General features: G+C 60.6%; 23 protein-coding genes and 2 tRNA genes. 9 read left to right on the top strand and 16 right to left on the bottom strand.

The genetic code is table 11. From position 1 onward, the window contains the following. Positions 1-83: 83 nt before the first annotated feature. The 5 genes from ACRQHG_RS05220 to ACRQHG_RS05200 form a co-directional block, all read right to left on the bottom strand. Complete coding sequence (locus tag ACRQHG_RS05220) at positions 84-1,568, bottom strand: MFS transporter (protein ID WP_435719677.1); 1,485 nt, start codon at positions 1,566-1,568, stop codon at positions 84-86. Positions 1,569-1,609: 41 nt separating this feature from the next. Further along, complete coding sequence (locus ACRQHG_RS05215; protein ID WP_435719676.1) at positions 1,610-2,584, bottom strand: nucleoside hydrolase; 975 nt, start codon at positions 2,582-2,584, stop codon at positions 1,610-1,612. Between the two features lie 8 nt (positions 2,585-2,592). Further along, positions 2,593-3,297, bottom strand: coding sequence for a deoxyribose-phosphate aldolase (deoC, locus tag ACRQHG_RS05210; protein ID WP_435719674.1), 705 nt, complete (start codon positions 3,295-3,297; stop codon positions 2,593-2,595). Positions 3,298-3,320: 23 nt separating this feature from the next. Next, positions 3,321-4,289: a ribokinase gene (locus ACRQHG_RS05205; RefSeq protein WP_435719673.1), complete on the bottom strand. Its 969-nt coding sequence runs from the start codon at positions 4,287-4,289 to the stop codon at positions 3,321-3,323. Positions 4,290-4,469: 180 nt separating this feature from the next. Continuing rightward, positions 4,470-5,237, bottom strand: coding sequence for a GntR family transcriptional regulator (locus ACRQHG_RS05200; RefSeq protein ID WP_026428923.1), 768 nt, complete (start codon positions 5,235-5,237; stop codon positions 4,470-4,472). Between the two features lie 517 nt (positions 5,238-5,754). Between ACRQHG_RS05200 and ACRQHG_RS05195 the strand changes: the two genes are divergently transcribed. Next, the gene (locus ACRQHG_RS05195) at positions 5,755-5,979 is read left to right on the top strand and encodes a DUF6290 family protein (RefSeq protein ID WP_435719672.1); all 225 of its coding nucleotides are present in this window, start codon (positions 5,755-5,757) and stop codon (positions 5,977-5,979) included. Positions 5,980-6,402: 423 nt separating this feature from the next. Here ACRQHG_RS05195 and ACRQHG_RS05190 read toward each other — a convergent pair. The 7 genes from ACRQHG_RS05190 to gyrB form a co-directional block, all read right to left on the bottom strand. Further along, positions 6,403-6,478 (bottom strand) — tRNA-Ala (locus tag ACRQHG_RS05190). After that, positions 6,478-6,603 (bottom strand): hypothetical protein, encoded by a 126-nt coding sequence (locus ACRQHG_RS05185; protein WP_257960159.1) that lies wholly within the window; start codon positions 6,601-6,603, stop codon positions 6,478-6,480. Before ACRQHG_RS05185 ends, ACRQHG_RS05190 begins: the two co-directional genes overlap by 1 nt. 17 nt (positions 6,604-6,620) lie before the next feature. After that, positions 6,621-6,694: transfer RNA gene (locus ACRQHG_RS05180), tRNA-Ile, on the bottom strand. Positions 6,695-6,862: 168 nt separating this feature from the next. Further along, on the bottom strand, positions 6,863-7,552 hold the full coding sequence (locus ACRQHG_RS05175) for a YczE/YyaS/YitT family protein (protein ID WP_435719670.1): 690 nt from the start codon (positions 7,550-7,552) through the stop codon (positions 6,863-6,865). Further along, positions 7,545-8,210: a DUF3566 domain-containing protein gene (locus ACRQHG_RS05170; RefSeq protein ID WP_435719669.1), complete on the bottom strand. Its 666-nt coding sequence runs from the start codon at positions 8,208-8,210 to the stop codon at positions 7,545-7,547. Before ACRQHG_RS05170 ends, ACRQHG_RS05175 begins: the two co-directional genes overlap by 8 nt. A 1-nt stretch (position 8,211) precedes the next feature. Then, positions 8,212-10,836, bottom strand: a complete 2,625-nt coding sequence (gyrA, locus tag ACRQHG_RS05165) for a DNA gyrase subunit A (RefSeq protein WP_435719668.1) — start codon at positions 10,834-10,836, stop codon at positions 8,212-8,214. A gap of 14 nt (positions 10,837-10,850) precedes the next feature. Further along, a complete protein-coding gene (gene gyrB, locus ACRQHG_RS05160) occupies positions 10,851-12,968 on the bottom strand; it encodes a DNA topoisomerase (ATP-hydrolyzing) subunit B (protein ID WP_435719667.1) in 2,118 nt (705 codons plus the stop codon). A gap of 148 nt (positions 12,969-13,116) precedes the next feature. Between gyrB and ACRQHG_RS05155 the strand changes: the two genes are divergently transcribed. Next, a complete protein-coding gene (locus tag ACRQHG_RS05155; RefSeq protein WP_231366691.1) occupies positions 13,117-13,488 on the top strand; it encodes a metallopeptidase family protein in 372 nt (123 codons plus the stop codon). A gap of 96 nt (positions 13,489-13,584) precedes the next feature. On the opposite strand, the gene ACRQHG_RS05150 is transcribed toward ACRQHG_RS05155, so the two are convergent. The 4 genes from ACRQHG_RS05150 to dnaA form a co-directional block, all read right to left on the bottom strand. Next, positions 13,585-14,175 (bottom strand): DciA family protein, encoded by a 591-nt coding sequence (locus ACRQHG_RS05150; RefSeq protein WP_435719039.1) that lies wholly within the window; start codon positions 14,173-14,175, stop codon positions 13,585-13,587. Beyond that, positions 14,165-15,427, bottom strand: a complete 1,263-nt coding sequence (gene recF, locus ACRQHG_RS05145; protein WP_435719040.1) for a DNA replication/repair protein RecF — start codon at positions 15,425-15,427, stop codon at positions 14,165-14,167. The genes ACRQHG_RS05150 and recF overlap by 11 nt, the downstream gene beginning before the upstream one ends. 13 nt (positions 15,428-15,440) lie before the next feature. After that, positions 15,441-16,571 carry a DNA polymerase III subunit beta gene (gene dnaN / locus ACRQHG_RS05140; protein WP_435719041.1) on the bottom strand — a complete coding sequence of 377 codons (1,131 nt, stop codon included), beginning with the start codon at positions 16,569-16,571 and terminating at the stop codon, positions 15,441-15,443. Between the two features lie 699 nt (positions 16,572-17,270). Next, positions 17,271-18,974, bottom strand: a complete 1,704-nt coding sequence (dnaA, locus tag ACRQHG_RS05135) for a chromosomal replication initiator protein DnaA (RefSeq protein ID WP_435719666.1) — start codon at positions 18,972-18,974, stop codon at positions 17,271-17,273. Between the two features lie 480 nt (positions 18,975-19,454). Here dnaA and rpmH point away from each other — a divergent pair, with 480 nt between their 5' ends. The 7 genes from rpmH to ACRQHG_RS05100 all read left to right on the top strand — a co-directional run bounded on the left by rpmH (position 19,455) and on the right by ACRQHG_RS05100 (position 24,062). Further along, complete coding sequence (rpmH, locus tag ACRQHG_RS05130; protein ID WP_039898524.1) at positions 19,455-19,595, top strand: 50S ribosomal protein L34; 141 nt, start codon at positions 19,455-19,457, stop codon at positions 19,593-19,595. After that, positions 19,596-20,045 (top strand): ribonuclease P protein component, encoded by a 450-nt coding sequence (gene rnpA, locus ACRQHG_RS05125; RefSeq protein WP_435719664.1) that lies wholly within the window; start codon positions 19,596-19,598, stop codon positions 20,043-20,045. Next, positions 20,042-20,419, top strand: coding sequence for a membrane protein insertion efficiency factor YidD (gene yidD, locus ACRQHG_RS05120; RefSeq protein ID WP_435719663.1), 378 nt, complete (start codon positions 20,042-20,044; stop codon positions 20,417-20,419). The genes rnpA and yidD overlap by 4 nt, the downstream gene beginning before the upstream one ends. An 11-nt stretch (positions 20,420-20,430) precedes the next feature. Further along, positions 20,431-21,558, top strand: a complete 1,128-nt coding sequence (gene yidC / locus ACRQHG_RS05115) for a membrane protein insertase YidC (protein ID WP_435719661.1) — start codon at positions 20,431-20,433, stop codon at positions 21,556-21,558. A gap of 112 nt (positions 21,559-21,670) precedes the next feature. Next, positions 21,671-22,171 carry a Jag family protein gene (locus ACRQHG_RS05110; RefSeq protein ID WP_016442050.1) on the top strand — a complete coding sequence of 167 codons (501 nt, stop codon included), beginning with the start codon at positions 21,671-21,673 and terminating at the stop codon, positions 22,169-22,171. A 21-nt stretch (positions 22,172-22,192) separates the two neighbouring features. Beyond that, entirely contained in the window at positions 22,193-22,843 is a 651-nt protein-coding gene (rsmG, locus tag ACRQHG_RS05105; protein ID WP_435719660.1) for a 16S rRNA (guanine(527)-N(7))-methyltransferase RsmG, read from the top strand. Between the two features lie 277 nt (positions 22,844-23,120). Beyond that, on the top strand, positions 23,121-24,062 hold the full coding sequence (locus ACRQHG_RS05100; RefSeq protein ID WP_435719659.1) for a ParA family protein: 942 nt from the start codon (positions 23,121-23,123) through the stop codon (positions 24,060-24,062). Positions 24,063-24,073 lie beyond the last annotated feature (11 nt).

Below are 24,073 nucleotides of genomic sequence, written 5' to 3'. Positions count from 1 at the left end.
CCGCGACCCCGCTCTCGTCAGCCAGCTAGACGCGAACCGGAAACTACCCGGCCGCAGCCCGGCCTCTACCCGGGAAAGCCAGCCTAGATCTTCTCACCCCCGGTCGTTTCCTGGGCCGGCAACGCCAGCGAAATCGCGAAGGCGATCACCGCGCACACCAAACCAACAATCGCAGCCTGGGAATAGCCGGCGGTAATATCGCCGGCCACCGCATTGCGGGCCACGAAGGAGGCCATCACCCCGGTACCCACGCCCGCGCCCAGGTTGAAGGCCGCGGAGGTCAGGCCCGGGAGCACCCCCGGCCGGGTGGGCGAAGCATAAAGCACGCCCATGGCATTGAGGGTGGTATTAGACATCGCGGTATAGGTGGCGCCCATGAGGAAGGCCAGGGTGAAGAGCACCCAGCGATTCTCGAAGCCGAAAACCACCACCCCGGTAATGAGCACGATGCTGCCCAGCAGGCCTGCGCGCAGGATCGCGCGGTAGCCCAGCCGCGGAGCGTACTTGCCCACGAAGGGCGCCAGCAGCCAGCCCAGCAGTGAGAACGGCGTGAGGTAGAGCAGCGCGGATTCCGTGCCTCCCATACCCAGGCCGTTCTCCGCATCCTGGGATACCGCCGGGATAAGATACATGAGCACCGAGAAAGCGGAAGCCAGGGTGAAGAAGGCCGTGCCGGTCACGCCCCATGTTTGGCGTTTGACCAGCTCGTTCAGCGGAACCAGCGGATCCGATACCCCGCGCTCCACCAGCACGAAAGCTACCGCCAGCACCACCGCCGCGATAATCGCGGCAATGGTCCAGGTGTTCCCCCAGCCCAGCGAACCGAAGCCGAAGGTGAGCGCCATATTCGCCGACCATAGCGAGCCGGTCAGGGTCATCGCCCCGCCCCAGTCCATGCGGCTAGCCGCCGGAACTCGAGTTTCCGGCACCCAGGCCACCACGCAGATGAGGGCCAGGACTTCCAGAGCCAGGATCGTCCAGAAAATTCCCTTGTAGCCGGCGTGATCCACGATCACCCCGCCCAGCAGGGTATCGATCCCGGCCACCCCGGAATTAATCGCGGCAACTAAACCGATATAGAAACCGTATTTCTTCGGGTGGAGGATGGCGCGCAGGGTGAGGTTACCCAGGGCGAAGGTGGCCCCGCAGAAACCTTGGAGGAAGCGCCCCACCATGAGCATGGCCACACTGCTGGTCACCAGTACCAGCACCGTTCCCACCACCATAAAGCTCACGGAAATCAGCAGGGTCACGCGCCGCCCGATTTTATCGGCGAGCGGCGGGAAGAAAATCGCGAGCGCCGCGGCCACCGCGAGGAACACCGTGGAGCTCCAGCCAATCACCCCGGCATTGGTTTGAAGGGCGCTGGCCATATCGCCGATGGCCGGCGCCAGCATCGTGGCATTGAGCTGGAAACTCGCGATGACCAGCATGAGTGCGGTGAGCACCAGCTTCGGGTTAATCGCGCGGTTGCCGGCGGCGCGCACCGTGGTCCCCTCAATATATTCGGAGGGTTGTTCCCTTGAGGGTTGTTCCCTCGGAGGTTGTCCCCTCAAAAGTTCAGCCATGGAATTCTCCTTCACAGATGATGAACCGATATCCGGCAGAACTATGCGAGGCCCGCAAAAGGCTGATTCGGGGTGGTTTCCAGCGCGAGCAAAGCATCCAGGCGCGCGAAGAACGCCTTTTTATCGGCTTCTTCCACCACGTACGCATTCGCGGGGAGCGGGAATTTCTCCCAGGCCATGGCTGAGTACCCGCGGGTGAGCTCCGAACCGGTTTCAATATCCACCCGGTAGCGGTTTTCGCTGAGGATAAGTTCCGGATGCAGGAGGGTAGCCACCGTCATGGAATCGGGATGCGTGGAGCCATCCACCCCCACCGATTCGTTGAAGTCCAGGGTGGTATCGCAGACCTTCTTGAAGAATTTCGCGAGGGTCGTATCCTTGTCGGCCAGTGCATTGTATTCGGCGCGGGTGATCGTGGCATCACGCAGGGTGATGGGATCCCAGGTCACCACGTGAATATCTTCGAAGCCGGCCGTGAACACAATCTGGGCGGCTTCCGGATCCACGTAGAAATTAAATTCGGCCGCGGAAATCGTATTTCCACGGCCGTTATTGGATCCACCCATAATGTAGAGGCTCTTGACGTTCTTCACGAACTGGCGATCCTTGACCACCGCGGTCGCGATATTCGTCAGTGGCCCGATCGCCACCACGCTCACCTCACCCGGTTGGGCAGCTGTGATGCGCAGAAGAGCGTCTACGGCGTGCTCGTCCTCCACGTGCGTCGTCGTAAAATCAATACTCAAACCGCCGGTGCCGTCACCGTGGACGTCCTCCGCGGACACCCATTCGCGCAACATCGGCTGCGAGCAACCAACGTGAATGGGGACCGCGCCGAGTTTACCGGCAGCGTTGAGCGTCATCTGCGCATTTTTGATCTGCCGCTCAAAACCAACGTTTCCGGCCACCATGGTGATGGCCCGCAAATCAGCCCGCTCATCGAGAAGGCCGAAAAGAATCGCCACGCAATCGTCCTGCGCGGTATCGGTATCGAGGATAAAAGGTACCTTCGTCATGAGTGCTCCTAGTAACTTTCGTGGCCGTTTTCCCCGGTCACAATGGCAACCGAGTTCGAGGATCCCACCAGGGCCGCTCCGGCCCGGATCAACGATAGTGCGTGGTCAAAGGTGGAGATGCCGCCCGACCCCTTGATGAGAACGCCCGCGGGCGCCAGGCTTTTCAAGAACTTAATCGATTCAACGCTCGCCTTTTCCACCGATCCGGAGGACGCATTTTTGAGGTATTTCGCGCCGGCTTCCACGGAGAGTTCCACCGCGGCGCGGCGTTCGGCCTCGGTGAGGAGCGGCAGTTCGAGCATCACTTTAACGGGCACGCCCGCGGCGACGACGCCGGCAATATCCTCGCGGAACTTGTCATATTCGCCGTCCTTGAGCCACCCGATCTGCACCCCGATATCAATTTGGGTGGCGCCGGCCTTCACCAGCGCTTCGGCTTCCGCGGCTTTCCCGGCCGAGGTCATCACCCCGGTGGTCGGGAAATCGAGTGCGGAGGCCACCTCGATCCCGGTACCTTCCAGCACCTTCGCGGTAATGGGCACCTGGGATCCGGCTACCATCGCCGCGTTGAATCCATATTCAATGGCCTGCTCCGCGTGCCGGATCGATTCGGCCCGCGTGGTTCCGATCTTAATGAGTGTGTGTTGAATATACGGGGCTAAATCGCGTGGATTCTTAATATCTTCCGGCGCGATACGCGTGGGTTTTTCCATTATTTATCCTTCCGTTCGGATTGTTATGAGTTACGTGGAAGTACGACGGCGCAGCGCTCGGCACCGAAGCGGGTGTGAAGATCGTCAATGCTGGGTATACCCGGCAGCACTCCTTCCGCTTCTACGGTAAGAGCGCCGGCGCAATTCGCGAAGCGAGCCGCCTCCGCCGGCGCTGCCCCGCAGGTGAGGGCCGCCGCGAGCGCCGCGTTCGTGGCATCGCCCGCCCCGGTGGTATCCACAACGGCGCGGGGCGTCTCAGCTGGGATTTTCTGCGGCTGGCCCCCGCTTTCGCATACGTAGCAGCCCTCCGCTCCGTGGGTGAGCACCACGGTGCATTCCAGGGCTTGGGCGATGCGGGCGGCTTTTTCTTGGGGTGGGAGGGCCGCGAGCGCGGTGGCGGCGTCGTCGTTCCCCAACATCTGCAAGAGCGCGAGCGCTTCCGTTTCGTTGGGCGTGATGACGTCGACCTGGCGCAAGACGTGTTCGGGCAGGCGTGGCACCGGGGCCGGGTTGAGGATAACGCGCGCCCCGGCCGCGCGCCCGAAGGTGATCGCGCGCGCTACGCTGGGCGCGGGGATCTCGCAGGAAATAAGGACGGTATCCGCGCTTTCAAATATGGCGGCGTGCGCGCCGATGTCTGCCGGGCTGAGCTGGTCTAAAACCCCGTTGGCGAGGATAATGCGATTTTCTCCGGTGGCGTCCGTGATAATCACACCGACCATGGTGACGCCTTCTTTGGTGACGACGGCGGAGGCGTCCACGCCCTCGGCCGCCCACATTTCGCGCGCGGCGTGGGCGTACCAATCCGAGCCGACGGCGGTGAGTAAGCTGACCGGGATTCCCAGCCGGGCCACCCCGACTGCCTGGTTGGATGCTTTGCCGCCGTGTTCCTGGCTGAAGCGCGCCCCGGAGATGGTTTCTCCGTCCGCGGGCGGGCGCTGGGTGAAAAATGACAGGCCGACGCCGTAGCCGCCGACAACAAGTATTCGCATTGCTCCCCCTTGAACTCGTGCGTTAAGGCGAGGGTAGCAGTGTGAACAAGTATATACAAGTAGGTACAGCTAGTGGACAGGTTTAGGGCGGCGCGCGGGCGGCGGGCCGCGGGCTCGGGATGGTGACCGTGCGGCAACGGGACGCCGCCGCAACGGACACCCCGAAAAGCGCGCCGGCCTTTATGACGGCAGCGGGGTGCGGTGCACGATGGAGTGAATCCGCAGGCGGTCCGGGCGGATCCAGATGCGCGAGGTTTCTACTGGGCGGTCGGAGGCATCATAGGTGACCTGCTTCATGTCGATGAGGGGGAAGCCGTGCGGAACTGCGAGGATGCGCGCGAGGTTGCGGTCGGCCCCGACGGCGGAGATGGTGCGGCTGCCGTGCGAGAGGGCGATGCCGAGGTCGTTTTCCAGGGTGCCGAAAAGGGAATTCGCCTCGTAATCCTGCTTGACGAGGACGGCGCGTTCCGCGCACAGCGGGGGGAGGATCACCCAATTATCGAGGAGGGTGATGGAGCCTTCGGCGTCGCCACGCATGCGGCGCAGGTGGAAAATATTGCCGTCGACTCCCAGCGCGGCGGCAATCGGCGGCGGGGCGGGGATGACTTCCTGGGCGAGCACCCGGGTGGTGTAGTCGATGCCGCGCTGCTTGAGTTCTTCGGCGAGGGTGGTGAGGGAGGAGGTGAGCGGCGAGCGCACAATATCGTGGGCGATGAAGGTGCCGCGCCCGCGCACCCGCACCAGCAGACCTTCGTCGATGAGCTGGTCCACGGCTTTGCGCAGGGTACCCCGGGCCACATTGAGCTGTTCCGCGAGGGTGATTTCCATGGGGAGCTGGTCGCCGCGGCGCCACGCGCCGGTACTTACTTGTTCACGCATCCAGGTGGCGAGCTGCCGAAAAATCGGAGTAGGGGCATTGCGGTCAAGGCCCGGGGACTCGGTGTGCATGGTTCCTCACCATCGCTTCCTGGACGTCTATGTTCGGATCTATGTTCGGATCCGGGCTGCTTTGCCCGGCATCTCTAGGGTACCGCGCGGCCTGGGAGGGCGCTGGAAAGCGCCTGATGGTGGGCTGGCGGGGGCGGGAGTGCGTCGGGACGTGAAGCGTGGGTGACACGCGCGCTAGGCGTGGGTGTCAGGCGTGCGGGGCGTGGGCGTGGGCGGATTCGGAACGCAAGGTCCGGGCAGCGCCGGAGCCGGTATGTTCTTTCCGAGCTGTACCGCGTATGTACCACAAACGCAGTACGTTTCCCGTCACCGCCTTTCAAGCACCGCAATACCTAGCGGCAAAAGTCCAGAGTCGTCAGTTTATGGGAAATCGAGTCGTCAGTTTGTGGGGATTCCAGTCGTCAGTTTGTGGGCGGTGCAGTCGTCACTTTGTAGCACGCGGGCGATCCCATTGAAGATATCCTTGGATATAGCTGCCTTAGCACTTGGCTTCACAACGTTGTAGGAGAGGTAAGTCATGGACACATCCACCGTGGACATCCACTTCGAACCTTGGGAACTTGCGTCGATTCAGGCGTACGCCAATAAGCTGGGCCAAAGCCTTTCGGATTTTGTTCGTGAGTCAGCCCTGGAGCGCGTCGAAGAATTTATTGATACGGAATTCTATCGGCAGGCGCGGGAGCAAGACGATGGAATTCGGTACTCCATGGACGAGGTCATGCGGGTGGTCGCGGAGGATTGATATCGATGCCGTCTGACTAAATGAGCCAAGTCAGGCCACCCTGGCGCTTTACCGACGTAAATGATGCTGTTGACTTCGCTCGAAGTTCCCGTAGGATTGCTCGCGAAGACCACGGAACGATCACCAGCCTCGGCTGAATCGCCGGGGTTACGTTTATCCTGAATGGGCCTCGGCTTCCGGCTTTACAGAATGTACATTTCGGACCTAGCGAGCCACAAAATGTACGTCAGGAACATAAATCCAGCTGAAAACTGTCACCCACGTACATTTTGCTGACGAAACTGGCAAGGCCGGTAGGCTGGCAGGCCGCCGCCAGCGGCGCGGGCGCGCCCAAGTGTGTATAAGACACCCAAAAACAAGAGAAAACAGTGCTCATACGCACACTTTGCGGGCGGGCTAAAGGCCAAGCATCAAAGGAAAATCTGGTGGAGCTAAGGGGACTCGAACCCCTAACCCCCTGCTTGCAAAGCAGGTGCGCTACCAATTGCGCCATAGCCCCTAAGATTCCGGCGCGGGATCCGGAACGTGGTGCCAACGAGAATGCTCATCCATCACGTGCACCAGGGCAGCGACAGCACAACATCCAGCAGCAAGCGAACCGAGGAAGAAACCAACCCGTTTCATAACCCTCCTCGTAACCGTGGGCCTAGATGGACTCGAACCATCGACCTCAGTCTTATCAGGACTGCGCTCTAACCAACTGAGCTATAGGCCCGGTGACCACATGAGTTTACACCGGCGAGCCGCCGTTTCCAAATCGTTTCGCTTGCGGTTCGCGTCACACCGGCCCGATGGCGTGCGCAAACGCCGTTTTCACGCCCAGGAACCCGCATCTGCGCGCGTATTTTTTACGACGACGCCGGCGCGCCCGGCCGGCTGGTGGCTAGGCGAGCCGGAGCAGGCGGCGCAGCGGCACCCCGAGCCAGGGAGTCACCAGGCGGATGGCCGGGCCGGTGAGCACCGCCGCCGCCAGGGTGCCCTCCCGCACGCCCACGAGCTCCCCGAGCACCGCGAAGGACAATGCGGTGGCCAGAGCAACCAGGGCGGCGTCGTTATAGACCTTGATCGCGCCGAAATTAGTCCAGCGATGCACGCCGAAGCGGCGCACTGTTTTTCGGTAGATCGCGATGACCACACCTTCGCCGGCGTTGACGACCGCCCCGGAGCTCACCTCCACGCAGATTCCCACCGCGAGCACCGCCACCCCGCCCAGGCACAGCAGCCACTGCTGGGTGTAGCTCGAATACGTGATCGGGCCGAGGATCGCGCCGGCCGCGTCGATACCCGTGGCCATGAGCAGGGCCATCGGTAATTGCAGAAATTCCAGCGGCGGGAATTCACGGCGCAGCAACGCCAGCTGGATCACGATGAAGACCACGTGCATGCACCCGGTCAGGGTGCCCACCGAGATCGGCGTCATGCGCGAAACCACGTAGGGGAGGGAAGAAATCGGGGAGGTCCCCAGGTCGGAGGCAATAGCCAACTGGATACCGAAGCCCATAATGAACAGGCCCAGGGCCAGCACCAGGTAGCGGATAACCCACAGCCACCACGGGGCGCGCGCCCTACTCATCGGTGACTGTCAAGCGCAGTCCTCCCACCAGAGCCGCGAAGAGGTTATAGATCAGCGCCGCGATCGCGGAGAGCGCGGTCAGAAGCACAATATGAATAATCCCCACCAGTACGGCGAAAGCCATCCAGCGGCCAAATTCCATGTATTCGCCCACCCGCAGCAATTCTTCATTGCCGAGGGTCTCAAATAGATCCGACATCTGCGAGAACACGTGCATGCCGTCCAGCACGAACCAGATGAGCATCATCGCGATCACGATCATCACGCCAATCGCCACGGACAGCAGGAAGCCGATTTTCATGGCGGACATCGGCTCCACCTTGGCGATGGTCATCCGGATCCGGCGAATGCCCACGGTTTGCTTCGCGGGAGCAGCACCTTCCGGGGCGGACACCCGAGGATAGGCACTAGCCCGATGCCCGGTAGCTGGCCCGCCCGCGGCCGGGCCAGCTGACCCGCTGGCGGCCCGCCCCGGGGCGCCAGCGGCGCCGTCGTACCGCATAGCTGAATGCGCCGGCGCGGAAGCAATGGAAGCAGCCGGACCGGTGTGGCCCTCCGCCGCCGCGGGCATGGCCCCGCGCACCCGGGTGGCCTCCAGCCCCGCGCGCTCACGCCCGCGGCCGGGCCCGCGTTCCGGAGTGTGTTGTGTATCTGTCATCTCAGTTCTCCAAGGTTTCAGCGGCCGGTTCTGTAGATTCCGTAACTTCCGCAGCTGCCGTAGGTTCCGTCACCTCAGCGGCTTCCGAAGATTCCGCGGATGCCTCCGCTGCCGCCTGCTCGCCTGCGGCGGGGACCTCTTCTTCGATCTCCACCTCAGCATTACGCGCGACAGCAATAATTCTGTCACCCTTATCGGGCCGCACGAAAGTAACGCCCTGGGTGTTGCGGCCGGTGAGCGACACTTCATCAACCGCGGCGCGCATCACCTTGCCCGATTCCATAATAGCGAGCACCTCGTCACCACTGGACACCATGAGCGCACCCACCAAATCCCCGCGAGCCTCAGTCAGCTTCGCCACCTTAATACCCATACCGTTACGGCCCTGCACCCGGTATTCATCCGCGCTGGTGCGCTTGGCAAAGCCCTGCTCGGTCATGACGAACACCTGGGAATCATCATGCACAACGTCCATGGTCAGCAACGAATCATCCCCGCGGAATTTCATACCCGTCACCCCAGAAGCCGCCCGGCCCATCGGCCGCAGCGATTCCGCATCCGCGGTGAACCGCAAGGACATCCCGTGGCGGGAAACGAGCAGCAGGTCATCGGCCTCATCCACGAGGGAAGCGGCCACTACCTCATCGCTGGACCCATCCGCCAGCTCGCGCAGCTTAATCGCAATCAAACCGCCCGAGCGCGGGGAATCGTAATCCTGGAGCGGGGTCTTCTTCACCAGCCCGGACTTCGTGGCGAGCACCAGGTACTTCGCGTCCTCGTAACTGCGAATCGAACGCACCGCCGCGATTGTTTCCCCAGGCTGGAAGGCCAGCAGATTCGCCACGTGCTGGCCCTTGGCATCGCGCCCACCTTCGGGAAGCTCGTAACCCTTAAGGCGGTACACCCGCCCCAGGTTCGTGAAGAACAAATGCCAATCGTGGGTGGAAGCAATCCCGAAGTGATCGACCACATCATCCACGCGCAGCGAAGCCCCGCGAATCCCCTTACCGCCGCGATGCTGGGCGCGGTATTCGCTCACCTTGGTGCGCTTGACGTAACCCGAGCGCGTGACCGTGACCACCACGTCCTCTTCGGGGATAAGGTCCTCCACACTCATCTCCCCGTCGTAGGGAAGGATGGTGGTGCGCCGGTCATCACCGTACTTATCGGTAATGGCCTGGAGTTCTTCGGAAATAATGGAACGCTGGCGATCCTCCGAAGCCAGAATCCCGCGGTAATCCTCCACGAGGGCCCGCTTTTCTTCGTATTCATCCAGGATCTTCTGGCGTTCCAGGGCGGCCAGGCGGCGCAGCTGCATTTCCAAAATCGCATTGGCCTGGTCCTCATCAATATCGAGGAGCTCCATAAGGCCCGTGCGGGCCACATCCACGGTGGCCGACGCCCGAATCAGCGCAATAACTTCATCGAGGGCATCGAGAGCCTTGAGGTAGCCCTCCAGGATATGCATGCGTTTGAGCGCCTCGTTGAGGCGGTATTCGGTGCGCCGGCGGATCACGTCCATCTGGTGCGCGACCCAGTGCCGCACGAAACCGTCCAGAGAAAGCGTGCGCGGCACCCCGTCCACCAGCGCCAACATATTCGCCGGGAAATTATTTTGTAGTTGCGTATGCTTGTAAAGATTATTGAGAACCACCTTCGGTACCGCGTCGCGTTTTAGAACGACGACGATCCGCTGGCCGGCCCGCCCGGAGGTCTCATCGCGAATATCAGCAATGCCCGGGAGGCGGCCATCCTTAATGCCCTCCACCATTTTGTCCAGCAGGCGATCCGGATTGACCTGGTAGGGCAGATCAGTAATGACCAGGCAGGTGCGGCCCCCGATCTCATCGACTTCCACCACGGCGCGCTGGGTGATCGAGCCGCGCCCGGTCCGGTAGGCATCCTCGATACCGCGGGTGCCCAGAATCGTTGCCCCGGTGGGGAAATCCGGGCCCTTAATGCGGCGCATGAGCTCACCCAGGAGTTCTTCCCGAGAAGTATCCGGGTGGGCGAGGTACCACTGCACGCCGTCATTCACTTCGCGCAGGTTATGCGGGGGGATGCGGGTGGCCATGCCCACCGCGATACCTTCGGAGCCGTTGACCAGCAGATTCGGGAAACGGGAGGTGAGGATGGTCGGTTCCATAAGCGAGCCATCGTAATTCGGCTCGAAATCAACCGTATTTTCCTTGATATCCCGCACCATTTCCAGGGCGAGGGGGGCCATACGCGCTTCCGTGTACCGCGGGGCGGCCGCCCCCAGATCACCGGAGGTACCGAAGTTTCCTTGGCCCGATACCAGCGGGTAGCGCATGGACCAGGGTTGGGCCAGGCGCACCATCGTGTCATAAATCGCGGCGTCGCCGTGGGGGTGGTAGTGCCCCATAACATCGCCCACGATTTTCGCTGACTTGGAGAAGGAGGAATCTGGCCGGTATCCGCCGTCGTACATCGCGTAGATAACGCGCCGATGCACGGGCTTGAGGCCGTCGCGCACGTCCGGCAGCGCGCGACCCACAATAACGGACATGGCGTAATCGAGGTAGGAACTCTCCATTTCGCGCTGGAGATCCACCTCCATAATCGCGCCGTGATTATACGTGGACGTCGTTTCGCTTTCGCTCATAATGATGACAAATCCTAGATATCGAGGAAGCGCGCGTCGTGCGCATTACGTTGAATGAAGCCGCGGCGAGAATCCACATCTTCGCCCATAAGAACACTGAAGGTTTCGTCGGTTGCGGCGGCCTCCCCGATGGAGACCTGCTTGAGGGTGCGGAATTCCGGATTCATGGTGGTATCCCACAGTTCTTCCGCGTTCATTTCACCCAGGCCCTTGTAGCGCTGGATGCGCTGGGATTCTTCGCGGGGCAGCCGCCAGCCCTTTTCTTTACCTTCTTCGAGCACCTCATCGCGTTCCCGATCCGAGAACACGTAGGAATGCGGGGCGTTCGTCCATTTGATGCGGTAGAGCGGGGGCATGGCCAGGAAGACGTGCCCAGCTTCGATCAGCGGGCGCATATAGCGGTACACCAGGGTGAGCAGGAGGGTCGCGATATGCGAGCCGTCCACATCCGCATCGGCCATGAAAATAATCTTGTGGTAGCGCAGCTTATCGATATCGAATTCATCGCCGATGCCGGTGCCGAAAGCGGTGATGAGCGATTGGATGGTATCCGAGGAAAGCGCCCGATCCAGGCGGGCCTTTTCCACGTTGAGGATCTTGCCGCGGATGGGCATAATCGCCTGGTGTTCCGGATCGCGGCCGTTCACCGCGCTACCGCCGGCGGAATCACCCTCGACAATGAAAATTTCGCATTCCTCGGGTTTATTCGAGGTGCAATCCTTGAGCTTGCCGGGCATGGAGGCCGATTCCAGCACGGATTTGCGGCGGGTGGCTTCCCGGGCTTTGCGGGCCGCGGCGCGCGCGGCAAAAGCCTGGGTGCCCTTTCGGATAATCTCTTTGGCATCCGCCGGGTGAGAATCAAGCCAATCGCTGAGCTGGGTGTACATCTGCTGCTGCACGAAAGTGCGCGCTTCGGTATTCCCAAGCTTGGTTTTGGTCTGCCCTTCGAATTGGGGGTTGCCCAATTTCACGGAGATCACCGCGGTGAGACCTTCGCGCACATCATCACCGGAAAGATTCGGGTCTTTATCTTTGAGGAGCCCGTGTTCGCGTGCGTACTTATTGATCACCGAGGTGAGGGCGGAGCGGAAGCCTTCTTCGTGCATCCCGCCTTCGGTGGTGTTAATGGTATTCGCGAAGGTATTGACCGATTCGGAGTAGGCCGAGGTCCATTGCATGGCCACTTCCACTTCGATCTGCTTCTCATCATCTTCGGCTTCGAAGTAGATGATGTCGTTATTGATGATGTCCGATTTCTTCATCGAGTTGAGGAACTTGACGTAGTCAAGCAGCCCGCCGGAATAGCAATAGGACACTTCGCGCTTCGCCGGAACCTCCGCGGCACTTTCCCCTTCCGCCCCGGTGACTTCATCGCCTTCCGAGGTGGCGGAGCGGCGTTCATCAATGAGGTTGATACGCAGGTTCTTATTGAGGAAGGCCATCTGGTGGAAACGCTTGCGCAGCGTTTCGAAATCATAATCCGTGGTTTCGAAAATATCCGGATTAGCCCAGAAGGTTTGGGTGGTTCCCGTTTCGGTGGTTTCTTCCCCGCGTTCCAGTTCCCGGGTGGGTACCCCGTTTTCGTAGGCGATGCGCCATACGTAGCCATCGCGCTTGACGATGGTTTCCATCCGGGTGGACAGCGCATTCACCACGGATACACCCACGCCGTGCAGGCCGCCGGACACCGCGTAGCCACCCTGGCCGAATTTCCCGCCGGCGTGCAGCACGGTCATGACGACTTCCACCGCGGGGCGCCCTTCGGTGGGATGCATATCCACCGGAATACCGCGCCCGTTATCTTCCACGCGCACCCCGCCATCTTCACGCAGGGTCACCGTGATGGTATCCGCGTAGCCGGCCAGCGCCTCATCAACCGAATTGTCTACAACTTCGTAGACCAGGTGGTGCAGGCCGCGTTCCCCGGTGGAGCCGATATACATACCGGGGCGCTTGCGCACCGCCTCCAGACCTTCGAGGACGGTAATATTTGATGCGTCATAGGACTGATCGGGGGATACTTCGCCGACGTGATGCGCAGGGCCCTGCGGGGCCGGATTCTGCTCCGGCTGCGAGGCCGGGTTTTGTTCCGGCTGCTGCACCGGTTCGGGATGACTCGTTGTTTCCGACACGCGCGGAACACTCCTTCAGGCTAACTCTCAAAAATGGGCCTCTCCCGCATTGACCGCCGTTCTGGTAGGTACCTACGCTGGAGAGTCCCTCGTCTATTCTAGCCTATAAGCAGCTACGAAACTGAGACGGAGGACCGCAGTGCTGGAGATGTCCGAGCAAGAATTCGAGGAGGCGGTGGCCGATGCCATCGATCTGCTACCCGAAGCTTTCCTCGCCTCCCTTCCCAATGTGGTGTTTTTAGTGGAGGAGGAACCCGAACCCGATATGCTCCGCCCGGAAGATTACGATGAGGACGGCCTGCCCGCGGTACTCGGTTTTTACGACGGCGTAGCGCTCACCGAGCGCGGCGATGACGCCGGCTTACTTCCCGACCGCATCTTTATTTTCCGCGGCCCGCTCATGCGCTGGTGCGAAACGCGCGAAGAATTGGTGGAGGAAATCGGGGTCACCATTATCCACGAGGTCGGGCATTTTTATGGTTTGGACGACGACGCCCTGCACGCCCTGGGCTGGGAATAGCCAGCATCGGTGCGGCTGGCTGGCCCTGGATATCGGGGGTGGCGGCGCGGGTTTGCCTACCGGTAAGCGGGCCGGGCTAACCGTGAGTATCCAGTACTATCCGTAGGTATCGCGGGGTCCGCGGCCGGGAACCGAGAGCGGCCCGTGCTTCCAGCTGGGCCGATGCGGGCCCAGAATCACAATCTCCTTGACGATCCCCTCCCCTATTTCGGCGGCAATCCGCCCGGAGAGGGTTGCGAGAAGCGCGCGCATCTGAGTTTTCCACGAGGTGGAGGAGGCGCGCAGGGTGAGGACGCCGTCGTCGGAAAAATCTTCAATACGGCAGTGCCGCGCCACATTCGGTCCCACAATCGCATCCCACCGCGCGGAGACGGAGGCGATATCGAGGTGACTTTGCCATCCGCGGTCGCGGATGGTGCGGGCCAGGAGTTCGCCCACTGGATGCGGGTCGCGCCAGGAGGGCCGGGCTCCGGATCCCACATCGCCCCAGCCCGGGCCGGGGCTGGCCACCGGGTCACCGATGCGATCCGCCGCGCCGTTTTCGCCGGGCGCGCCCGCACCGCTCGCCGCGAGGTAGCGAGGGGCGGCAGCGGGGCGGCGGGTGCGCACATCCCCGCGCCGGAACGCCGCTTCCCGGGCGGCATCCAGGGCGTGGAGCGCGAAAAGATCGCCCGCATCACGCGCCATCGCCCGCCTCCTTGGGAATCGCGCTGCCAGAATCATCTTCAGTCACCGCACCATCGCGAACCTCCCCGGTAATACTGCCGGCCGCGATATGGAGGCGGTCCCCGCGCAGGCTTTCGGGCAAGTCATCGCCCACCGCGGCGGTCACAATCACCTGCTCGGCGCCGGCCACCAACTCGGCCAGGCGTTCGCGGCGCCGGGCATCGAGTTCGGCAAAAACATCGTCGAGGAGGAGGATGGGTTCGCCGTCCTCACTCAGTAATTTCCAGCAGGCCAGGCGCAGCGCGAGGGCGAAACTCCAACTTTCGCCGTGGCTGGCATAGCCTTTGGCCGGCAGGGTTCCCAAAGATAAGCGCAGGTCATCGCGGTGCGGGCCCACGAGGTTCACGCCCCGCTCAATTTCTTGATCCCGGCGTTCATCCAGCTGGGAGCGCAGCAAAGCCCGGGCGGTTTCCACATCGCGCAGTGCTTCTTCCTGCGAAGTGACGACGTGGCAGCTGGCGTCGTCGTCGTTTAAAAGCGCGGCGGCATCGGGCAGGGTGAAGGTACCGCGCCACGCATTCGCCGCGTAATCGAGGCGGGCGTGGCCGCGGTTTCCGGAGACCACGTTGTACATTTCCGTGACGTACGGGCGCAGGCGCGCCACCAATTCGGCGCGGGCGGCCACGATCTGGGCGGCGAGCGCGGCCAGTTGCTCGTCCCACACATCAATCGCGGCGTGGTCCACGGCTTTCCCGCGGCGGCGCGCGGCTCCGGCCGTTTTCAGGAGGGCGGCGCGCTGGCGGATAACCCGCTCGTATTCGCTTTTCACGGAGGCGAGGCGCGGGCGCAGCTGCACCATGAGGTCGTCCAGGAAAGCGCGCCGGACCGCCGGTTCGCCGCGCACAAGCGCGAGATCTTCGGGTGCGAAAAGCACCGCGCGGATAGTGCCCAGGATTTCTATCGGGCGCACGTTCCCGCGGTTGAGGCGGGCCCGGTTGGCGCGCCCGGCATAAATTTCCACTTCCACGGTGGTGGGCGATTCGCCGCGCAGTACCCGCGCCTGCACCACGCCGGCGGCGGCGCCCTGGCGGATCAGCGCATTATCGGAGGAGACCCGGTGGGAGGTGAGGGTGGCCAGATAGCCGATGGCCTCCACCAGATTGGTTTTCCCCTGGCCGTTTTCGCCCACGAGGATGGTCACCCCGGGGCGGAAACGAGCCACTTCACGCCGGTAATTACGAAAATCCGCCAGCGCTAAGTCAGAGATGTACACTCACACCCGCGCCTTAGGAGTAGGTGCGAATCGGCATGAGGAGGAGGCGGAACTCATCCGTATCGGAGCCGGTTTCTTCGGGTTGGCCGGTAATAACCGCCGGTTTCGTGGGGCTGGTGAAGGACAGGCGCACGAAAGGCGTATCCACCGCGGTCAGGCCATCTTGCAGGTAGGCCGGGTTGAAAGCCATCGCAATATCTTCCCCGGTGAGGGTGGCCGGCAGGGCTTCACTAGTTTGCGCCGAATCGTTTTGACCGGCATCCAAAACCACGCTGCCTTCGCTGAAACTCAAGCGCACCGCACTATTTTTTTCGACGACGAGCCGCGCACGCTTGATGGCATCGAGCAGCATAAGGCGATCAATCACGGCGTACCCATTGACGGTATCCGGGAAGAGGGCCCGCACCTGCGGGTAATCCCCGTCGATAAGGCGGGCCACGTTCTGGCGGTCCGCGGCGCGGAAACCAATGAGGCCGGTACGGCCGCTGGTATCCAGGGTCATACGCACATTACCCACCGAGCCGAGGGACTTAGCGATATCGGACAGGCGGCTGGCCCGCACCAGGATACGCGCGGAAATCTGCGGATCTTCCGGCTCCCAGGTGAGGTTAGCGATGGCCAGGCGATAGCGGTCCGTTGCCATGAGAGCAATATTTTCACCGTTGATTTCGATGCAGACCGAGACGAGAAGTGGGAGAGTGTCATCGGTGGAGGCGGCGGTGACGGCCTGGGCCACCGCGTGCTGCCAGGCGGCGCCGTCCACCACGCCGGAAACCCCATCGAGAGGCGGGGCGGCCGGGTAATCTTCCAGCGGCATCGAGGTCATCACCATGCGCGAAGAACCGCATTGCAGATCAAGTTTGGTGCCCTCAACCGTGAGGTCAATGGGCTTATTGGGCAAGGCGCGGGCGTATTCGGCCAGCAGGCGCCCGTGCACCAAAATGGTGCCGGCTTCTTCCACATCGCCGGTGATTTCGGCGTAGGAGGAAATATCAGGATCGTAGGAGGAAAGCGCAATGACGCCGGTGTCTTTGGCTTCGATTTTGATCCCGGAGAGGATGGGCAGCGAAGGGCGGGTGGGGATAGTGCGTGCCGTCCACGAGACGGCGTCCGCGAAGACATCGTGTTCAATCCGCAATTTCACAGCGAACCTTCCTCCCAATAACAAGAAACGTCTAGGGCTACTTTACGCGAGGGAGGGCCCGGAAGGAAAAGAATTTAGCGGCTTTGTAATTACACCAGTGTAATTTACGGCGTGCGGGTGCACCGGCCCTCGGCGACCGTTTGTTGTTCATGCGGGTGTTAATAGGTAGTGGTAGTAGTAGGTGCTGTGGACACTGTGGAAATGTGTTCGAAACGGCGTGAGCATGCGGATCTGGGCCGTGGATGAGCCTGTGGACGGTGCTGTGGATAATATGGGTTTTCGGGGGATGAGACACTTTGAGCTTTCGGCTATCCACCGCTAGATCTCGCCGATCCGCTTAATTTACGCCCGTGTCCACAGCTTATCCGCAAGCCCTGTGGATAGCGTTCGCCCAGGTAATGTGGGTGAGGAAACAGGGGTACTGGTGAAGCGGGCTGTGAGCGGGTTGTGAGCCGCACGTGGCATATGAGGTGCCAGACTTGAAACATGACTTGGCTCATTTAGTCAGGTTTTCGCGGGCGGGCGCGTCGGATCGGTACAGGAAAGCGCGGGGAAAGCGCTGGAATAAGCCGAAAAGTCGCTTCGAGGCGTGGAGTCCGTTTAGTCAGGTGGCGGCGTCGTCGTACTAAAGTCGTACTAAATAAATAAGGCGCACCACAAATGTCGCACGGACGAAACGCGAGCTAGAAAGATACAGCGCTACTCCGCCTGGCTGGCGGCTTGCTTAATACGCACGGAGAGCTCGGAGACCTGGTTATAGGTGGTCTGCCGCTCGGCCATCTGCTTATCGATTTTGCGATACGCGTGCATGACGGTGGTGTGATCGCGCCCGCCGAAAAGCGAACCGATCTTCGGGAGGGACAGATCCGTCATTTCCCGGCACAGGTACATGGCGATCTGCCGCGCGGTCACCGGGATCCGAGAACGATCCGCGCTGGTCAAGTCATCAATGGTGATGGAGAAGTAATTCGCGGTCTGCGCCATGATGAGGCTCGACTTAATATCCACCGAGTCCGGATTGGTGATGAGATCCTTGAGGACCATCTCGGACAGCGTGAGCGACACCGGCTGTTTGGACAGATCCGCGAAGGCGGTGACTCGGCGCAGCGCCCCTTCCATTTCGCGCACATTCGTGGTCATATGCGTGGCGATATATTCATGCACTTCGCGCGGCACGCTAATGCCATCCACATGCGCTTTCTTTTCCAGAATAGCGATACGAGTTTCCAGATTCGGGCGGTCAATACTGGCCACCACCCCGGAATTGAAACGCGAGAGCATCCGCTCTTCGAAACCGTTGAGCAGATTCGGTGCCACATCGGAGGTAATAACAATCTGCTTATTGGAATTCGTCAGGGCGTTGAACGTGTGGAAGAACTCCTCCACGGTGGTATCGCGCCCGCCAATGAATTGAATATCGTCGATCAGTAAAATATCGACCTTGCGGAAAGAATCCTTGAATTCGCTTTGTCGCCCGTCACGCACAGCGTTAATAAAAGCGTTAGTGAATTCTTCGGCGCTGATATAGCGCACGTGAATATTTGGGTAGAGCGAAATCGCATAATTCCCGATCGCGTGCATAAGATGCGTTTTCCCCATCCCGGAATCCGAGTAGAGGAACAGCGGATTATAGGTAGTCCCAGGCGCTTCCGAGACCGCTAGCGAGGTCGCGGTGGGAAAACGATTCGAATCCCCAATCACAAAATTATCGAAAGTGTATTTTGGGTTGAGCCCGGCAGCCGTGGACATCGCCGCGAAAGAAGGATCGGCCGAATTCCCGTAAATCTTTTCTTCCCCGGAAGCCATCGTTTGGGTGGCGAGCGAGGTCGGCTCGGTTGTTTCAACCGGCACGGCCGCATGTGGTGCGTTTATGTGTGGTGCCGGCACGTGCGATGTCGGTGTATGTGGCGCGCTTGCGTGGGTGGCAGTGAGGGACGACGGCGCAGCTGGAGCCACCGGCTCGCCCGGCGCATCAGGAAAAGCTCCCGGTTCCTCCAGGGTGAAATCCCGGTAGGTCGCGGATTTATTCCATTCCGAATCCGGGGAAAGCGCGGTGGGAGTTTCCGCCCGGCGCGGAGCCGGAGCAGCCTCAACGGGCCGAGTTTCGCGGCGCTCAGTAGCCGGAAGCGGGGATTCATTCACACTCGGATCAATGGAAATCACCAGGCGAATGCTGTGGCCCAGAATATTGGAGAGCGCCCCGGTCATGAGATCGGCAACGTGCTCCTCGATCCAGTTCTTCACGAACTCGGATCCCACCACGATCATAAAAATGTCCTCGGCGGTGGCCAGCGGGTGGGCCATACGCACAAAAGCGGATTGCGAATCGGAGAGATCGCCCTGCATACGCAGCAATTCCAAGGCGGCAAGCCAAGCATCGCGCGCGGGGTTCATCTCCGCCATGACATCCTCCTGAGGACTCTTTCAAGAAAAAGGGGGCGAGCCTCGCAGCCAGGTGATCCGAGCGCCGTTGATGATCACGACTGTAAGTTTCACGGTATCTGGTGAGGCCATGCCCTATCTGTCTGCCTATCGTAGGTGAATGACGCGCAACACGCTAACGAGTTATCCACAGGATTCTCCACACCTGTGGAAATTACATCTCTGTTATTCACAGGTCACTTACGCGCTGTGGAGCCTTAAAAACCTATCCTCAGATTTTTCCACAGATGTGTATAGGCCGAAAAAATTGCTTTGGTACGTGTTTTCTCACAGTGATCATCCTTGAGATAACGGTCACCGCGCGCTAAAAACCTTTGACTCACCGGCCTGATCTCGCGTAAAGTCATCTAGTCCATGCGTGGTTCAGCCGCGCGTTATTTGTCAAGAAGGGCCGCCACCGCTTGTGGATAAGCCCGTCAATATCTAGTGGAGGGGATCACCGTGGTTAAGCGGACTTTCCAGCCGAATAATCGCCGTCGCGCTAAGGTACACGGTTTCCGCAAGCGCATGTCGACCCGCGCGGGTCGCGCTGTTCTGGCAGCTCGCCGTCGCAAGGGTCGCGCCAAGATTTCGGCTCAGTAAATGCTTCCAGCCGTTCACCGCATGCGGAGTTCGGCGGATTTCGACTCGGCCTTTTCCGGAGCGCGCGGCTCTGCCCGGCGCGTCCAAGTCATCCTCGGCTCCCAGTCGGAATCGACCCTAACCGGCCCTCACCCTGTGCGGGTCGGTTTTGTCGTATCCAAAGCTGTGGGAAATTCCGTGGTGCGGCATCGGGTATACCGGCAACTGCGCCATCTCATGCGTGCGCGCCTAAGTTTTTTCGACGACGGCGATCTCGTCGTCGTTCGAGCTTTTCCCGCCGCGGCAGGAAGCAGCAGCGCGCAACTCGGTGAGGACCTGGACCGCGCGCTTGCCAAGGCACGGGCGCAAGCAGTGCGTACGCACGAAATACGCGGGCACCAAAGTGCGGATCAAGCAGGGCACACGCGAACAGCAGGCACGCAAGAAACGCGGGCGGTGAACGCGTTATGACGCACACGCCGGCAAGCGGACAACCGGAACGGCACGGCAAAGAAAGCCTGCTGGTACGGGCGGTGCGCTGGTATCAACGCACGATCTCAGCCGCACGCCCCCCGCGATGCCGCTACGCACCGAGCTGTTCGGCCTATGCGATACAAGCCATACAGATTCACGGGACCGGCAAAGGTACACTTTTAACCGTGTGGCGCTTGCTACGGTGCAACCCGTTGACGAAGGGCGGCGTAGATAGAGTGCCACCGCCGGGTCAGTGGCCAAGCAAACCATTGGACCAAGATGAGCTTCTCGAGCTTTACGCCAAAGAAGACGCCTTAGACGATACGAACAACGCTACGGGCAATCCCCAGCGGGAACACCCAGCAGCGTGAGGAGAAACTAAGTGGATACAATTCTCGCTCCGTTTATGTGGGCGGTCTCGTGGGTGATGTACGGCATCCACGAAGGACTCGTACTCCTGGGAATGAACCAGGGCGCCGGGCCCGCGTGGGTCTGCGCCATTATCGGGCTGACCATTGTGGTTCGTCTGCTCATCTTGCCGCTGTATAACCGGCAGATTCGCGCTTCGCGGGCAATGCAGGTGCTGCAACCCGATATTCAGAAGCTGCAGAAGAAGTACAAGGGGAAGCGGGACCAGGTGTCCATGCAGCGCCAGCAGGAAGAACTGCAGGCGCTCTACCGCAAACACGGGGCCTCCCCCATGGCATCCTGCTGGCCGATGCTGGTGCAGATGCCGATTCTCTTCTCCCTGTACCGGGTGCTTATCAACTTCCCCTCCATCGCTAATGGCAAGCGCGGCCCCATCGGGCCGATCACCCAGTCGGTGGCGCAGTCCTTCGAGAAGACCACGTTCTTCGGCGCCCCCATGTCGGCCACCATTTCAACCGCGGGCCAATTTGCCAATGCCACGCAGGTACGGATTGTCGCCGTCGTTCTGGTGATCATCATGATCCTCAGTATGTTCTGGACGCAGCGGCAGCTCATGACGAAGAATATGCCGGAACAGAAGGATCCGAATAACGCGGCTCTGCGCATGCAGCGCATGATGCTTTACGGCATGCCGCTGATCTATGTGTTCTCCGGCGCGGTGTTCCCGGTGGGCGTGCTCATTTACTGGTGCGCTGGCAACCTGTGGAATATGGGTCAGCAGAGCTGGTTCATTCGCCATAATCCCACGCCCGGTTCGCGGGCCTATATTGAGCGGGAAAAACGGATCCTGGAAAAGCGCAAGCGCAAGGGTCTCACCGATGAGGAAATTGCCGAACTGGAAGAGCAGGAGCAGAAGGGCGGCCAGCGCTACCAGCCGATGAGCAAGGAACGCGCGAAGAAAGCCGGGCTGAGTCCGGATGCGTATATGCCGCGCCCGGAAGATGACGGCGAGGACGATAAGCCCGTCGTCGGCAAAGATGGTTTGACGGATGAAGAACGTGCCCGCAAGCGCTACGAACGCCGCCAGGCCGAACGGGCCCGGGCCCGCGCCAAGAAGAATAAGAAAAACCGCGGGAAATAACACCCGGCGACCGGCGTAGAACAAGCTAAACTTAGTCAAAGAAAAGGAACGGACGGGTTGTGCAAAATCTTGGCAGCCCCAGAAGGGGATCCCCCGGATACCAGGAGAAAGAATGAGCGAAACGTCTGAGGATATTAAGAAGCTTGATCGCGAAGGCGATATTGCGGCTGACTACCTCGAAGAACTGCTGGATATTGCTGATCTCGACGGCGATATTGATATCTCGATTGACGAAGATCGTGCCACGATCGCCATTGTCACCGAGGGTGAAGCCGATGAGCGGCTGCGCCGCCTGGTGGGCCGGCACGGTGCCACTCTCAACGCGCTCCAGGATCTGACCCGCCTCGCGGTTCAGGAAAAGACCGGGGAACGTTCGCGGCTCATGCTGGATATCGCGGGCTATCGCGATGAACGCCGCGCCAAGATTGAGGAAATCGCCGCGGAAGCCATCCGCGAGGTGCAGGAAACCGGCGATGAAATCGAGCTGGATCCCATGAATCCCTTCGAGCGCAAGGTTGTGCACGACGCCGCTGCTGCCGCCGGGCTCGTTTCCGATTCCGAAGGCGTGGGCGCCGGGCGTCACGTGGTCATCAAGCCCGCGGACGAAGACTAAGGCGAGGATTAATACGCATATATGGCGGAAGAACATCCGATGATCGAGGTTCCTCCTGCCGCCGGTGCTGAGCATTTCGGCACGGCGACATGGGGAACCTTGCTTCATTTTGCGCGCCTGCTCAAAGAAGAAGGCGAAGTGCGCGGGCTCGTAGGGCCGCGCGAACTGGGCCGCTTATGGTCCCGGCACCTACTCAATTCCCTCGCTATCGAGGAGTTCATCCCGGTGAAAGCCACGGTGGGTGATGTGGGTTCCGGTGCTGGTTTCCCCGGAATTGTGTTGGCGATTGTGCGGCCGGACGTGACCGTCACCTTGATTGAGTCCATGGAGCGGCGCACCGAATGGCTGCGCTACGTGGTGGGCGAGCTGGGTTTGCGGAACGTCAAGGTGCGGACCGCCCGCGCCGAGCAACTCAAAGGCCGGTTCGCGGCTGATATTGTGACCGCCCGCGCGGTAGCGGCACTCAAGAAATTACTACCGTGGACGATGCCGCTGGTCAAACCCGGTGGGCGTTTGGTTGCCCTCAAGGGCGAGCGTGCCGCCCAAGAAATTGACGACGCCGCAGCGCAGTTGCAGCGTTACGGAGCTGCGGAGGTTGCGGTTCATACTGTGGTGCCCTTTGGAACAGACGAGGCTACTCGGGTGGTCGAGGTGCTCAAGAAAGCTTCGTAAGTCAGGCGGGCGTGTTGCTGGGTTACTGAGTTACTGGGCTTCTGAACTTGGTTGTTCGTGATTTTGCTGTCCATGGCTTAGTCGTGTGACCCTGTGGCCCGGTTTCATAAAGGACGTGTGCCGGTTTTATAAGGGACGCAGTCTGGTTTGGCCGCATGTATCGAACATGTGTTCGTAGTGGGTGGTGCTTGTGGATAACGTGCGTGATGCAGATGACGGCGGCACAGAGATGGCCTGATACCGGCTAGAATGTTCTGAGGTAAGGAGGGCGTTATTTATGAGTGATCCCCGTAAAAAAGTTGGACGTCGTGCTGCGCCGAGTTCGGCACCTTCGCCTGCACCACAGGATCGGGACACTCCGATCGCCCGCGAACTTCGAGAGGATTTTAAGCGCCTCAAGAAGGTGAAGGCGAGTAAATTCCAGAAGCCGGAACATACCCGCGTTGTTGCAGTGACGAATCAAAAGGGCGGTGTCGGTAAAACCACCACTGCCGTGAATATGGCGGCTGCCCTCGCTCTCAACGGGATGCGGGTCTTGCTTGTTGATGCGGATGCACAGGGTAATGCTTCTACCGGTTTGGGTATTAGCCCACAGGAAGAACGCAACGACGTTTACGAAGTTTTTAAGGGCCAGGCACGGCTCGAGGATGTTCTTATTCAACTCGAGGATATTCCGAATCTTTATGTGGCTCCCTCGAGTATTACCTTAGCAGCCGTTGATTTTGAGTTAGGCCAGGTGCCGGGGCGGTACTCTATTTTACGCGACGCGATCCGGGAAACGATGGATAGTTTCGCGGCGCAGGGCAAGGCTTTTGACTTTGTATTTATTGATTGCCCGCCGAGTATGGCGCTGTTGCCAGTGAGTGCGCTGGTGGCTGCTGATGAGGTGTTGGTACCGATTCAGGCGGAGTTTTATGCTCTCCAGGGTGTGGCCCAATTGGTACAGACGGTTGAGGATGTGCGCTCGTCTCGCAATGAGAAGCTACATATCTCGGCGTTTATTGTGACGATGGTGGATACCCGCACAAATCTGGCGAAGGATGTATCCGAAGAAGTGCGTTCACACTTTGGTGACCGGGTGCTTCATACGGAGATTCCTCGGTCGGTGGCTGCTGCGGAAGCGCCGTCTTTTGGGAAGAGTGTGCTCACCCACGATCCCCGGAATCGGGCGGCTATTGCCTATCTTGCGGCAGCAAAAGAATTTTCAGCTCTCTCATAGTTAGGAGCCAT

The sequence above is a fragment of the Actinotignum vesiculae genome (assembly GCF_051267215.1).
GTDB classification, from domain to species: domain Bacteria; phylum Actinomycetota; class Actinomycetes; order Actinomycetales; family Actinomycetaceae; genus Actinotignum; species Actinotignum schaalii.
The sequence above is the reverse complement of the archived record's forward strand: the minus strand, read 5'-3'. Positions and strand labels throughout refer to the sequence as shown.